This window comes from Stenotrophomonas sp. LM091, from assembly GCF_001806305.1.
Taxonomy (GTDB): domain Bacteria; phylum Pseudomonadota; class Gammaproteobacteria; order Xanthomonadales; family Xanthomonadaceae; genus Stenotrophomonas; species Stenotrophomonas bentonitica_A.
In genome coordinates, this window is record NZ_CP017483.1 from 40,471 (window position 1) to 54,765 (window position 14,295).

General features: G+C 60.1%; 8 protein-coding genes and 1 pseudogene. 5 read left to right on the forward strand and 4 right to left on the reverse strand.

The genetic code is table 11. The features are described 5' to 3' along the window. Window positions 1-25: 25 nt before the first annotated feature. Window positions 26-382: a hypothetical protein gene (locus tag BIZ42_RS00210; protein WP_070425146.1), complete on the reverse strand. Its 357-nt coding sequence runs from the start codon at window positions 380-382 to the stop codon at window positions 26-28. Further along, window positions 379-996 carry a cation transporter gene (locus tag BIZ42_RS00215; RefSeq protein ID WP_014159617.1) on the reverse strand — a complete coding sequence of 206 codons (618 nt, stop codon included), beginning with the start codon at window positions 994-996 and terminating at the stop codon, window positions 379-381. The genes BIZ42_RS00210 and BIZ42_RS00215 overlap by 4 nt, the downstream gene beginning before the upstream one ends. Before the next feature lie 105 nt (window positions 997-1,101). Between BIZ42_RS00215 and BIZ42_RS00220 the strand changes: the two genes are divergently transcribed. The 5 genes and pseudogenes from BIZ42_RS00220 (at window position 1,102) to BIZ42_RS00240 (ending at window position 9,593) form a co-directional block, all read left to right on the forward strand. Further along, a complete protein-coding gene (locus BIZ42_RS00220; RefSeq protein WP_014159616.1) occupies window positions 1,102-1,515 on the forward strand; it encodes a helix-turn-helix domain-containing protein in 414 nt (137 codons plus the stop codon). Continuing rightward, on the forward strand, window positions 1,512-2,783 hold the full coding sequence (locus BIZ42_RS00225) for a site-specific integrase (protein ID WP_083279734.1): 1,272 nt from the start codon (window positions 1,512-1,514) through the stop codon (window positions 2,781-2,783). Before BIZ42_RS00220 ends, BIZ42_RS00225 begins: the two co-directional genes overlap by 4 nt. 24 nt (window positions 2,784-2,807) lie before the next feature. Further along, a pseudogene (locus tag BIZ42_RS00230) lies at window positions 2,808-5,261 on the forward strand (Tn3 family transposase); the annotation flags it as partial. Between the two features lie 75 nt (window positions 5,262-5,336). Then, the gene (locus BIZ42_RS00235; protein WP_070427393.1) at window positions 5,337-7,301 is read left to right on the forward strand and encodes an AAA family ATPase; all 1,965 of its coding nucleotides are present in this window, start codon (window positions 5,337-5,339) and stop codon (window positions 7,299-7,301) included. A 75-nt stretch (window positions 7,302-7,376) separates the two neighbouring features. Then, the gene (locus tag BIZ42_RS00240; RefSeq protein WP_070425147.1) at window positions 7,377-9,593 is read left to right on the forward strand and encodes an AAA family ATPase; all 2,217 of its coding nucleotides are present in this window, start codon (window positions 7,377-7,379) and stop codon (window positions 9,591-9,593) included. A 1,538-nt stretch (window positions 9,594-11,131) separates the two neighbouring features. On the opposite strand, the gene BIZ42_RS00245 is transcribed toward BIZ42_RS00240, so the two are convergent. Continuing rightward, window positions 11,132-12,142 carry an ATP-binding protein gene (locus tag BIZ42_RS00245; RefSeq protein ID WP_070425148.1) on the reverse strand — a complete coding sequence of 337 codons (1,011 nt, stop codon included), beginning with the start codon at window positions 12,140-12,142 and terminating at the stop codon, window positions 11,132-11,134. Between the two features lie 11 nt (window positions 12,143-12,153). Continuing rightward, window positions 12,154-14,004, reverse strand: a complete 1,851-nt coding sequence (locus BIZ42_RS19460; protein ID WP_156785652.1) for a hypothetical protein — start codon at window positions 14,002-14,004, stop codon at window positions 12,154-12,156. Window positions 14,005-14,295: the final 291 nt, after the last annotated feature.

Below are 14,295 nucleotides of genomic sequence, written 5' to 3' on the forward strand. Positions count from 1 at the left end.
GCTAGGCCGGCGCTGCCGGCGGAGATCACCCTGCGATGGGAGGCCGGAACGGCGCGACCGGATGCTCGTGCGGATACGGGAACGTGTTGACTTGCATCACCGGCAAATGCCGGCCGATGTCCGCAACGGTCAGCAGGATCTCAGGGGGCTGTGCAGCCTGGCTGCAGCACAGCGCCAGCTGGTGAAGGCGGTGCAAGGCGGCGCCGATGCCACGCTCAGGTGCCGGTGCGGCCACTGCCGGCCCATGGGCGGCAATGGTCGGATGGATGTGAACGTGCAGTTCGCTCGCCAGACCCAAGACCGGCTGGACCAGCAAACCCACCGCCAGCTGCGCCAGCAGCAGCCAGCGTAGGCCCGTCCGCAGCCAGCCAAGGGCGATCATGCAGGTGTCTTGCGCGCGTCGGCACGTGCCCGGCGGGCATCACCGAGAATCTCGAAGGCTTCCTTGATCACATACAGACCGATCAGGGCGCCGATCACGAAATCCGGGTAGGGGCTAGCCAACCACCACACCAACAGGCCGGCCAGGATCACCCCAACATTGGCCACCACATCGGCGCGGGTGAACAACCAGGTCGCCCGCAGATGCACTTCGCCGGACTTCAGCGGCGCCAGCATGCGCAGTACGGTCATATTGACCACCAGCGACAGCAGCGCCGTGCCGATCATCCAGCCACTGACCGGCTCGGCGCCGTACATCACGCGACGGCCGACCTCCACCAGCACACCCACGCCCAGCACCAGCAATACGCTGCCGCTGACCCAGGCTGCGTTCGCCTTGAAGCGGGCCGTGCGCCCGATGGCGACCAGGCCAATGGCGTAGGCGGTGGCGTCAGACAGCATGTCCAGCGCGTCGGCCAATAGGCCTGTGGAATGGGCAACCCAGCCGGCGATGCCGCCGATCACGGCCATCGCCGCATTCAGGGCAAGGGCGATCCAGAGCACGCGCCGCTCCTGCGCGTTCTTGGCCTCGTGGTGGCAGCCGCAATCACTCATCGGAACATCTCCAGTCGCAGGGAAGCCAGGCTCAGGCGGACCGCTGGCATGGCACAGCCGGTGAGCGTAAAGTCCGTAGCTACTACGGAGTCAAGCGTACTACGAATGAAAATCAGTGAGGCTGCCGACGCCAGTGGGTGCCATCTGGAGACCATCCGCTATTACGAGCGGATCGGCCTGCTGCCGCGCCCGGGGCGCTCGGGCAATGGCTACCGGGTCTATGGCCCGGCCGACATCGAGCGACTGCGCTTCATTGCGCGCGGCCGGGACCTGGGCTTCAGCCTAGAGGAGGTCCGCAGCCTGCTGCAGTTGGCGGGCGATGAAGAGCTTTCGTGCGGGGACGTGGATCGGCTGGCCCGCAGCCATCTGACCGACGTGCGGGCGCGCATGGCCGACCTGCAGCGCATGGCCAGCGAGCTGGAACGGGTGATTGCCAGTTGCCACGGCGGGCAGCGGGCTGAATGCACCATCCTGTCAACGCTGCGGCAGCCGGCCTCGGTGGAGGCTACGCGCCAGTGACCGAACTGGACCGCTACCTCGATGCGGCCACGCGCCAGAACACGGTGCGCAGCTATGCGTCGGCGCTGCGGCACTTTGAAGTCGAGTGGCAAGGCCACCTCCCAGCGACACCGGACAGCGTGGCCCGGTACCTGGCCGCGTATGCGCAGACCCTGGCCACCAGCACCCTTCGCCACCGGCTGGCCGCCATTGCCTCCTGGCACCGCGACCACGGCTTTGTCGACCCGACCCGGTCGCCGCTGGTGCGCAAGGTGCTCAAAGGCATCCAGACCCTGCACCCGGGCCAGGTCAAGCAAGCCGCGCCGCTCCAGATTCGGCGGCTGGTCGAGCTCGATGACTGGTTGGCTGCCGCGACCGCGGCGGCGCATGCCCGGGGCGATGGAGCAGCGGCACTGCGCCATCAACGCGACCGAGCGCTGGTGCTGCTCGGGTTCTGGCGAGGCTTCCGTGGCGATGAACTGCTGCGTCTGGAAGTGACCCATCTCACGCTGGTGCCGGGACAGGGGATGACCTGCTTCCTGCCGCGCAGCAAGGGTGATCGGCAGGCGGCCGGCGTCACCTACAAGGTGCCAGCGTTATCGCGGTTGTGTCCGGTGGAGGCGACCCAGGCGTGGCTGCAGGCGGCTGGCGTGCAAGAAGGGCCGGTGTTTCGGGCGGTCAGCCAATGGGGCCAGGTGAGCGCCGAAGGCCTCCATCCCAACAGTTTGGTGCGCCTGCTGCGTGAGCTGCTGGCCAGTGCTGGTTTTGCCGATGCTGGGCTCCACAGCAGCCATTCGCTGCGCCGTGGCTTTGCCAGCTGGGCCAACGACCAAGGCTGGGACATGAAGGCGCTGATGGAGTACGTGGGCTGGCGCGATGTGCAGTCGGCCATGCGGTACCTGGACGGGCGTGACCCGTTCGCCCGGGATCGCATTGAAGCGAGCCTGCCCAGCCCAACCACGCCAGCTCCGGCGATGGCGCTGCCGGCACCCGAGGGCAAATCTGCCCTGCAGCTGCGCCTACGCATGGTGCTGACCCCGTTTGCTCGCGTCGGCCGCGGCGCGGCCAAGGCCCGGGGTCGAATCGAAGAGATCTGCTTGGCCCCGTTCCAAGCTGTGCGGCTGAACACCGCCAGCAGCGAGTACCGGTTGACTGTTCCCACCGATCCCGACCGGGATCTGGATGAAATCTTGGCCACGTTGCTCGATGACATGCACCGCATGGCCGATACGCACCAGTGTTTCCTGGAAGCGTCTCTCAGTACAGACGACGGCCGCCACTGGGATTGACCCCCCTCATAACCTCCGGATCCAATGGCTACCCTTCACGAGACCGCCTACCCGCGACTGAAGCCTGATCCCACCGCCAAGGAACTGGAGGAGATCTACACCCCAGGCGCCGCCGAGATTGCATTCGCCAAACAGCTGACCACCCAGCAAGGGCCGCAATTGGCGGTGCTGATTCATCTCAAGCTCTTCCAGCGCCTGGGTTACTTCACGGTGTTAGCCGAAGTGCCCGAGCGGATCCGGAAGCACATCGCCAAGGCCGCCCGACTCGGGCGCGTATTGGACACCGACCAGCTCGAACGTTACGACGCTTCCGGTAGCCAGCGCCGCCATATGCCGCAGCTTCGGCAGTTCATCGGGGTACGTCCCCTGGACAAATCAGGCTTGGCCTGGCTGGACACGGTGGCCACCGGAGCAGCCCAGACCAAGCACACCATCCCGGACATCGTGAACGTCCTGCTCGAAGAGCTGGTGCACCACCGCTACGAACTGCCAGGCTTCCGCACCCTGGAGCTGGCCGCCATCGGCGCACGTGAGCGGGTCAATCTGGGGCTACTACCGCAGCATCAGTCACGCGTTGACGCCTGCCACGCGCACGCTCATTGACGAATTGCTGCGCGCACCGGAAGGCTCCAGATTTACTGGCTGGCAATCGCTCAAGCGCGAGCCTGGCCGACCGACCAACAAGGAGGTCCGGTTCTATCTGCAGCACATCCGCATGCTGCAGCAGTTGGCCGACCAGCTGCCTCCCATCGATGTGCCGGTGCCCAAGCTCAAGCAATTCCGTGCAATGGCTCGCGCCTATGACGCCAGCGAGTTAGCCGAACTGGCTCCGGACAAGCGCTATGCGTTGGCCACCATCTTCATTCGCGCCGAGCATGCCAAGACGCTGGATGACGCAGCCGAGCTGTTCATCAAGCAGGTGCGCGGGCTGGAGAACACGGCCCAGCAAAAGCTGCTGGCCTACCAGCTCGAACATGCCAAGCGGGCCGACTTCCTGATCGGCCAGCTCAAGGAAATCCTGCAGGCCTATCAGCTCGACGGCAGCGATAGTCAGCGCGTGGACGCCATCGATAACAGTCTGGAAGCGGAAGTGTCGACCTTGCTGGCCGAATGCGAAGAACATATGGCATACGCAGGAAAGAACTATCTGCCTTTCATGCTGCAGCCCTACGGCGCGGTCAGGCCGCTGCTGTTCAATGGGCTGGAGCTGATGAACTTGCGGGCAACCAGCCACGATGCCGGCATGGAGCCGTTGATTGCAGCGGTGCTGTCGCTGCGCAACCAACGCCGTGAGCTGATCGAGGTCGCATCCCTCGGCCTGGACCCGGAAAAGGACTTCGATTGGATGTCCAAGCTCTGGCGTCAGCACGTGTTTGGCAAGCGGGCCAGCGCGGCAGGCGCCGGCTGGATGCACCGTAAGTACTTCGAGCTGGCCGTGCTGGTGCAGGTCAAGGACGAACTGAAGTCGGGAGATCTCTTCATCCCGAGCAGCGAACGATTTGACGACTACCGCGAGCAGCTGGTCGATGAAGCCACCTTGGCCCAGGAACTGGAAGCCTATGGCCAGGTGTCAGGCTTGCCCACCGACGCTGCGACTTTCGTGGCCGGGTTGCGCGCACAACTAACCGACTTGGCCGACGAAGTTGACGAGCGTTTCCCCGAGAATGTTCATGCGGACATTCTGGAAGGACGCCTGGTACTGCGGAAGGGGCAACGCGCCGAGGTCTAAGCGCCATTGCCACCGTGGACCGCCTCATCGCCGAACGGCTCCCGGAGTCCAGCATCGTCGATGTCCTGATCGACGCCAGCCAATGGCTGGATCTGCACCGATTCTTCCGTCCGATCGCCGGCACCGAGAGCCAGGTTGAAGATCTCCCTCGACGGGTGATCACCACGCTGTTTTGCTATGGCTGCAACTTGGGTCCGACGCAGACGGCGCGGTCGATCAAGGGCTTCAGCCGTCGCCAGGTCGCTTGGCTCAACCTCAAATACGTGACCGAAGATGTCCTTGAGAAGGCCATCGTGGAGGTCATCAATACCTACAACAAATTTGACCTGCCGGGCTATTGGGGCAGCGGCAAGAGCGCGTCAGCAGATGGCACCAAGTGGAGCGTGTACGAGGACAACCTGCTGTCGGAGTACCACATCCGCTACGGCGGCTACGGCGGCATCGGCTACTACCATGTGTCCGACAAATACGTGGCGCTGTTCAGCCACTTCATTCCCTGTGGCGTGCACGAGGGCATCTACATCCTCGATGGCCTGCTGGCCAACACGTCCGACATCCAGCCCGAGATCGTCCATGGCGACACGCAGGCCCAAAGCTATCCGGTCTTCGGTTTGGCCCACATGCTGGGCATCCAGCTGATGCCCAGGATACGAAACATCAAGGATCTCACATTCTTCCGGCCCGAACCTGGCAGGACCTATAAGAACATCCAGGCACTGTTCGGAGACAGCATCGACTGGCAACTGATCGTCAGCGTTGAATGTGTCCCGGTCCCATCCTATCCTGCCGAGGAAGCGCACCATCCACGGCAGGTCGGGGGCAGCATGAAGCTAGTCAAGGCACGGGTCCGCAATTTCCGTTCGGCAGAGGACTCCGGGACGTTCGATGTAGGGGGCCTGACCTGCTTGGTAGGCAAGAACGAGGCAGGCAAAACCGCAATCCTCACTGCGCTATTTGGCAGCAGCACCAGTGCCAATCAGTTTTCTTACGATACCGTGCGGGACTACCCTCGCCGCTTCTTCTCTCGCTACGACGAGCGGCACCACGGCGAACCTGCGCCGGTTGCCACCCTCACTTGGGAGCTCAGTGACGAAGATCGGGCAGCAGTCGCTGACGTCCTGGGAGCCGGCGCGCTTAGCAACACGACCGTTGACGTGACGACAGATTACAGTCGCCACACCACATGGAGTGTTCATGTAGACAGCAATGTCGTGCGAGATTTTCTGCTAGAACAGAGCGGTGTAGCAGGCGCAGAGCGGGAGAAGTTCTCCAAGATATCGCTAGAGCGCCTCGTGGCGGAGATCAATGCCCATCCCGAGCCGTCTGACGAGTTGGAGGCGGTCAAGCAGTCCATCAGCGCCTTCCGCAAAGGAAAGCCGACGTTGGCCGCTATCGATGTACTGCACAAGCGGATGCCAGTGTTTTTCTATACCTCTCACTTTGACCGCATGTCCGGGGAGATATCACTGGACAAGCTGTCTCGTGACACCCGCAATGGCGAGACGATCTCCCCAGGTGACCAGATCTTCCTCGATTTCCTGGAGTACGCAGGCACGTCGGTCAGCGAGCTGCAGTCCAGCACGCGCTTGGAAGAGCTCAACGCGCGTTGCCAAGCCGCATCCAATGAGATCACCGAGGAGATGTTCGAATTTTGGAGTCAGAACGACGCGCTTAGCGTAGAGATCACCCTCGCCCAAGGGCTCTCCGAAGATCCCGCACCTTTCAACGCCGGTACCGTTGCCAAGATTCGGATCCGAAATGACAATCACAAGGTTTCGGTGCCCCTGTCTGAACGAAGTGCCGGCTTCGTGTGGTTTTTCTCCTTCCTGTCGCAGTTCAAGCAGATGCGAAAGAAGACCCCTGGCGCGGTCATACTTCTGGATGAGCCAGGGTTGACGCTCCATGGAAAGGCGCAGGCTGACTTACTCCGCTACATCATCGAACGACTGCTTCCAGAGCACCAAGTCATCTACAGCACCCACTCTCCCTTTATGGTGCCGGCAGATCGGCTTGAGGACGTGCGCGTCGTCGAGGACGTTGTCACCTACGATCAGCGCCGTCGTCCCGCCGTAAAGGGCACTCAGGTGTCAGCGGACGTCCTGAGCGTCGATCAGGACACGTTGTTCCCTCTGCAGGCGCATCTCGGTTACGAGGTGACCCAAAGCCTGTTTGTGGGGGCGCACACCCTGTTGGTGGAAGGTCCTTCGGATGTGCTGTATCTGCAGGCGGCGTCGCAGGCGCTCAAGCAGCGTAAGCGCCATGGCTTGGACAGACGCTGGGTTATTTGCCCAACTGGTGGTATCGACAAGGTGCAGTCGTTTGCTTCGCTGTTTGCGGGCAAGGGCATCAATATTGTGGCCTTGTGCGACTACGGTAGCGGTGACAAGACTAAGGTCCAGCGACTGCGGACGTCGCAGATCCTGAAATCCACCGGGGTCTTAGTAGCAACCGACTTCACCGGCAAGGATGAGAGTGACGTCGAGGACTTCTTTGCGGCAGCGCTGTATGCCGAAATTCTCAATGGTGCCTATGCCCTGAAGGGAAAGGGGCGAATTACGGCCGCTCAGCTAAGTGCGGGGAGTACGTCCTCGCGCCAGGTGAAGCAGGCGGAAAGCTGGTTCAATGTCATGGATAGCTCAGTACCGGCATTCGACCACTTCTCGCCAGCGTCATGGCTGATCCAAAACCAAAGCGTATTGGCTGAAGACACTTCCGCGGTCAATGAAACGCTGGACCGCTTTGAGAGGCTTTTCGTGGAGATCAACTCGCAGCTTCCGGCGGGCTCGTAGGCGCAGACAGCTAGGTGGTGTGGTCGCGGCCACTTGAGCCGCAGTCTGGCACTGGTGTTATCAGGGGAAACAAGGATGTTGAGCAACATCGTCTCGATCAGCAATGCCGGCGTGCTTGGAGGCTTCTCGGGTACGACAGCACAGCTGCCTGACTTCAAGGCAAAGAACCTGATCTATGGCTGGAACGCTTCGGGAAAAACGACGCTCTCCCGTCTTTTTGGGCAGCTTGAGCCGGGTGTCGGGGCACCGCAGCTGCCTGAGGGGGCATACGCAGTCTGGAAGACAGTTGCCGGCGTCCAACTCGATGCAAGGCGGGAGGCGGATCGTGCAACCGTCAACGTCCGGGTGTTCAACCGCGACTTCGTAGAGCGCAACTTGAGCGATCACACGCGCGCGCCCTCGCTGTTCATCATCGGCGAAGACAATATTCGTCTCACAAAGCGAATTGAGCGCCTGCAGGTCCACCGGGATCGTCTGGCAGTGTCGTTCCGGGCTGCACTAAAGACGTCCCAGGATGCAGAGAAGCTGTATGAGCGACTTGCCACTGATTTGGCCAGCGCATGCGCCGACCGACTGGGTGTCCGGAACTTTCGCGCACCAAACATAAAGTCACTGGCTGTCCAGTTGGAGCAGCCCGTTGACAGTCTGCTCGATGACGCCGCTCTTGCTGCGGAAATTGATGCGGCGCGCGACAGGGAGACCTACCAAGCGATCAACTTGGGCGGGCTTCTTGCCCTGCCCCTGCCACAGACCGGACACCTGGCGGCGTCGCTGAGGGAGTGCCCCCAACAGCAAGCTCTCGCTCGCCTTGCCAGTGACGCTAATTTGAGCGACTGGGTCAGGCAGGGCTTGCAGTTTCACCAGCATGGCAGTCAGTGCGCGTTCTGTGGGGGCGACGCCAGCCAAGCCTTGGCTGACTATGCCAGGCATTTCTCTGATGCCTACAACCAACTGCGTCAGCGTTTGCTCACCCTCGATCAGAGGTTGGCGCTGCCGCTGCCGCTCCCAACCCTTCCCCCAGAGCAGGTGTGGGCCCCAGCGATCCGCGATCAGGCTCGAACACTGAGCGAGCAAGCCAATCAGTGGCAGGAAGCAGAGTTTCAGATCCGGGCGCGCTGGCGGGCCCAGATTGCGGAGAAGCTGCAGCGTATGGACCTGCCCGTAGATGCCGCGGGTGTTGCGGATCGTTCGGCGAGCCTTAATGACATTCTTGCCGGGTTGCGCAAGCTCGTAGAAGAGCAACGGCGAATCATCGACCAGGCTGGCCAGATTCAAGCCGCTGCGGCAGAAAAGGTGAAACGTCACTTCGCCGCCCGTTACGTCACGGATGAGGAGTGCACGGTGCGCCTGGCCGAACGCGAGCGGGCGAGCGCCTATCTTGCACGGGTGACGCAGGTTGGTACCAATGTGAAGGATCGCATCCACGCCGCCCAAGCGAAGTTGCAGCAGCAGTCAGTTGCCGCTGCTGAGATAAACGTGCTTCTGCAAAAGCTGCTTGGAGGCCGAATCAAGGCTATGCAGGCGGCGGATAGCCAGTTGAGATTCATGCGCGGAACAGTTCCTGCTGCTAATTTGAGCGACGGTGAGCGTACGGCCGTATCGCTCTCGTACTTCCTGGTTAGCCTACGTCAAGGCGGGGCACAGCTGGCGCAGACGGTAGTTTTCGTTGACGATCCGATAAGCAGCCTGGATGCCAATCACGTCCATCAGGTATCCGTCCTTCTGCTCCGGCATCTCCAGGACGCCAAGCAGTTGTTTATCTCCACCCACAGCTCCGAGCTGTTCAATGCAATCAAAGAAGAGTGGACTAGTCGTGGCAACTTTATTGGCCAGAACGCGGGATACCTGATGCATCGCGTGAGTGAGGCCACCAGTCAGCTTTCTACGTTGCCTCAGCACCTGTCGAAGTTCCGCTCTGACTACCACCATGTGTTTCACTGCTTGGCTAAGCTAAGTCGAAGCCAGGAGGTCGATGTTGACCTCTACATAGGTACGCCGAATCTTGTCCGCCGGTTCTTGGAGATGTACTTGGGAGCACGGCTTCCAGAAGCCGCAGGGATTCAAAAGAAGATGCACGTCCTGTTTGATGACACAGACGTTAGCGACAGCATCTACCAGTTTGCCAATGAAGGATCTCACAGCCAGACGAGCCACAGAATGCTGCAGGTATCTGATTTTCCTGCCCAGTCACGTCAGGTAGTGGTGACGATCTTTGACGCTTTGAGTGCCAAAGACCCGGCACACTTCAACGCACTGCTGAAGGAGACGAAGATAGAATGGAGCCCCAAGTAGGTTGAATTCATAGAAGCACTTTGGTTTTCATTGGGTCGTGTCGAGCGGGCGCTAGCGGACGTGTCTGATTCTCTCGCCTGCACGGCGCGGGCAAGGCCAGCTAAAGGATTCTACTTCCCAAGCAAGCGATTCCATCCAACCTTCAATGCCAAACTTTGGCCACTACCCGTCTGGGACACCAGAGGCACTCCGACCTTATCTTTCTTCTCGCTGACGCTGCCGGAGCTTGATCATCGCTCTGTGCATCATAAACTCACCTTTCGCAACCACTCCATGGTCGCAATGCGCCTGATCGCGAAGGTTGCTGATGCGGAAGTGGACAGGACAGCTGTGAGATGGGCCGTCTTGGCATAGGGGCCAATGTGGGTCTTCGCCGATCCCGTCATACTGCCAAACGCGGAGGTCAGGGCGAACCGTCCAGCGGTGTGAGATGGTTAAGTAATGGACCCATTCTTCGAAGCAGCTCACGTAGCTCAGCGCTGCAGCACTCAGGCTTGGCAGTCTTAGTGGCCGGATAGTCGCCAAGGGTGTCCCAGTTACCAGCTGGCGTTCGATCCTTCTGAGTTCGATACGTCTTTGTAGCAGCCAGAGAGCATAACCCTGCCCTAAGGCGCACAGCGGCGGTCGAATAGATACGATAGGCTGAAGACCTCGACCGCCTGTTCCAACTGAACGCATCGCAGTCCGTCTGCATTGCGTATGGTGGCGGAGGTAGTGCCTCCTCAGTCGGCGTGCAACACATCTAAGCAACTCGTGGTATGGCTGGAGCATGCGAGATCGTTCCGGGTCTTCAAGCGGAGCGCGCACCGGCTCTAACAGTGGCGTTGGTGGAAATAGACGATGAGTAACAGGCAACGGCATAAGCGCCGACACGATTCTGGAGCTTGGGCGTGTAGAAAATGCGTACCAATGAAGGCTCTCGTCTGTTCCTGGCGATGGTCCATCCCATGCCGGAAGCGGCGCATGCGTCGCCGCTCGCTGAAAGTCTTTGCCACACGTCCGGGCTGCCGACTCCCATCGATAGAGCTCGTCGAGGAGCTTGCTATCGGCTCGCGCGATAGGTGTGAGCACGCGTCCCGGCAAGCCCTTTCTGAGAAGGGTTTCGCCGCATCGGGAGCACTTGAAACCGTGCATATCATCGGAACGCATTTTCGTGGGGTAGCCGCAACCCAAACAACCACTTTTGAGCACTCGGAGGTGCAGAATGCACTTCCGGAAGCGATGATCTTGCTGATACCGATAATGCAATCCTGCTGTGATGCAGACGGGACAGTAGCGCAATTGACCCCCTGCTACAGACCGATGCTTCTCTCCAAAAAGTGTGACAAGGCCCTGGATCTGGGGATGATTGGACACGAGCGAGCCCGGCCGTCTCGGCGTGGAATGGTCTGACAGGTTGAAGTGGATACCTCTTAGTGTGATCTTCCAGCTTTGGTCTGAGACCATCCATCGTGCATTGGTGAGATTCAACCATTCGAGCATCTGAATGATCGCCCAAGAGGAACAGTGATCATCGACGAGGGCACGGTCCCACGCGATCATCTCGCTCTCGCACGCCGCGCACGGCCAGCTGCAGTCGCTGCGAGCGCTGGGGGCGTTCTGCTGCCATACCCAGAGTCTTGTATGGCACGCTCCCATACCTCGCGTGGGATCTTGAGCCCGGGGACGTCGTTGCGCTCACTTTCTTGTGCCACCAACATCAGCGCTTCCGCAATCCACTGCATGCTGATCCCCTCGCTGTCGACCGCACCGCCGGATTGCAATCGAAAGGCATCGAAAACTTCCTTGGCGCAACTCGCAAGCCGGAAGCCGTTGGCGTGAGCACATGGCCAGAGATATTCGGTGTACGACCAGCCCGACCCTTGGGGGTACTCCGTCTCTTCATCACAGGAAGCCAGAACAGCACGGATATCGGAAAGGTCCTGGAGGCTCCTGAACTCGATGAGCTCCGCCATAAATCGGATGGTCAAATCAGGCATCTCGGCCATGAAGCTCTGGTGCATCGAGCACAGCTGCATCTGGCCGAACAGCACGACGGTGACCTTGATCTCATGCAGGTTCAACCAATTGACTACGCGCTTTAGCCAGCCGAGATCTTTGGCGTGGAGATTTTGAGCCTCGTCGATGACGAGGAATAGATGCTTGCCGGCGAGGGACATGGCATAGAGTGCTCGCAAAAGCTGGTCGCGCTTACCTGCGAGTGAGCGCTGTACTCTGGGCTCATAGTCGATGGTAGATAGCAGGTCTTCAATCAGTGCGCCTTCTGCGGCGACCTCCTTGGACGACGGCTCGTAGACAACGAACGCGGACCCAGGAAATTGCGCGGGTGCCAGCTTCTGTAGCGCATAGATGCAGGATGATTTCCCACACAAGGGATGAGCCCAGAAGGCAATCGAGGAGCGAAATCGCAGTGCCCGATCAAATACCAACTGCGCCACTTCCTTTACGGGTTCCGTCGGCAGCACCGCCCCGCACATCAGAATGGGGTGTCGGTCGCGAAGCACGGGATAGCTCTCGCGGATCGCAAAGACGCTGTCTTGGTCGGCCATACGTGGTGCTCCTACTTTGCCACGAGGGTGAAATCGATGGCTCGATCAGTTCGCACTCGACTTGCGAGGCTCTTCGTCGTTGGAGTTTTTGCTTGCCCTTTAGCGGAAAGGTCAGTCGAATACCCCTTTCGTGCCTCCTCGGCCACGATGGTCGCAGCTTGAGTTGAGCGAGGGGTCTTTGAACAAGCGTCTAGCGCCTGTTGGGCAAGGTCAGAAAGTACGAGGCCGGTAGGATCCACTCCAAGCTCGTCATGGCCAGCCTTCACCTTTGACTTGAGTAGGCGCCGCATCTGCACGGAGTGAGGAAATCGCCAGCGGGACGAGACCGGTGTCAGAGCACCAATTGCCATCCCCGCAAGCGTATACGCTTGCACCTGCGAAACGTCATCCGGATCGGCATGCAGGACTATTTCTTGCTGAATTAGATCCCATCTCGCGGCCAATGCCGGGGACGTGTACTCGGCGTTCTCGTACGAAACTCGTGGCGATCTCCCTTTAGCGCGACTCCCGCACACGCGCACTTTCTGCACGTCGAGCCTCAGTGATGGCAGCAGGCTCGGCCTCGGCGGAGCTATTGGTGCCAAGCACCCGGAACCAGGGGCGTAGCAATCAAGCATCTGTGCCGTAGGGCTGCATGCATAGTTTGCCTCCGTTGACCTCAGATTCCACCGGTCAACCGCTGCCGCAATGGCTTGCATCACCTCCTGCCATGTGACCTTCTGTTTGACAGCCTTTTGCTCGGGTCGATCTCGCCTGGTATCCACAGGCGAGTTGCCAGTGGTAGCCGGTGAGCGATGAAATACCTCTCGTGCAGCCCACCCGAAGACCCGCTCAACCAGTGCGCGCCGTTTCGGTTGCCGGATTGCCCCAAACGAGACTGCAGCCCCACTCTCCGCGCGCACCCTCTCGCACAGCGAATCAGAAAGGTGCGAGAGCGCGTTATCGACAAAGAGGCTGCCAAAACCCACGCGAAAGTTGTCGCGACCATCATCAGCGCCGATGGACGCACACAGACAGCTGATCAGCTCGTCAGAAAGGCATTGACCGGTAATCGCATTGCTCACACAGTGGCGAACATCGGCGCTCGAGGGTTGGCGGCGTAAGACGACGTGCCATGCCAGGATGTAGCTGGTGAACCGGTCTACTACAATTATCAGCGTCAGGCGGTGGCAAGGGACGTATTTGGTCCCCTTGGGGGTGACTATCCCGACTGAAAAGATGATATCCGCAGTGTGCTCGTCAGCTTCCACTATCTCGAACGGCCCCGTTGCGTCAGGAGACCGAATGTCATCGGCGCCGCGCTTCGAGCGCCGGCGGCTTTCTTCCCCGTACTGCAGCAACGCCACTGCATCGTGGTTTGTGATGAAGAACTTGTCAGCGTACTCAGAAATGCTGTTCCTGCCCTTTCTTTGAACACAGAATGGCCATGCCTGGGCGCCCACTGCCGCGTCGGCGCAGAGTTGCAAAAAGATCTGATGTGTGACTTGTTTTGTGACTCGACCCCGATGTTTTCCCTTGGGGTCGACACCTGTTGCAAGGTAACGGTCCAGCGACGCTCTTATCTCCGGGTGTGCCGCGAGCAGCGCCTGTAGCGCGCCTGTGTATCCTCCCAGGCTGAACATAGGTCGAGTAGTTACTGGGCTGCGTCGAATCGGCGCGGTGGTGCGAAAGCCTTTGACCAAGCCTGCCCAGCCAGCGATGTGGCCGTCGCCCATATGAGCTACGCACCTGTTCAAGTAGCGAAGAAGTTCGCCCGACTGAATTCCGTAAGTGTGCTCGATTGTCTCAGTCAGCGTTCCATCCAAGTATGCGCGCAATGCATGCATTCGCCGCTCATAGAGCGCGCGGTCATCAGTGCTCAAGCATGTTGCATCAAACGTTGCCCACGTTTCGTAGTCTGCAAGTTCATTCGGCAACGTGCGCCGCGTATATCTAGTCACCGAAGTCACGCACTGCCCTCCATAGTCTCGTATGCAAAGACCATGGATTGGCATCCAAATCAGACTCTATGATTCTGTTGCGCAGCAAGTGGGTCGCTGCTCCGAGCACCAGCGCGGGATGGATAGACCCTTGGGCACCCAGTAGATCACCGAGCGTGACCTTGGCGCGGCGTGTGATGCTGGACTCAATAGCAATCGATGCTGCGCGCATAT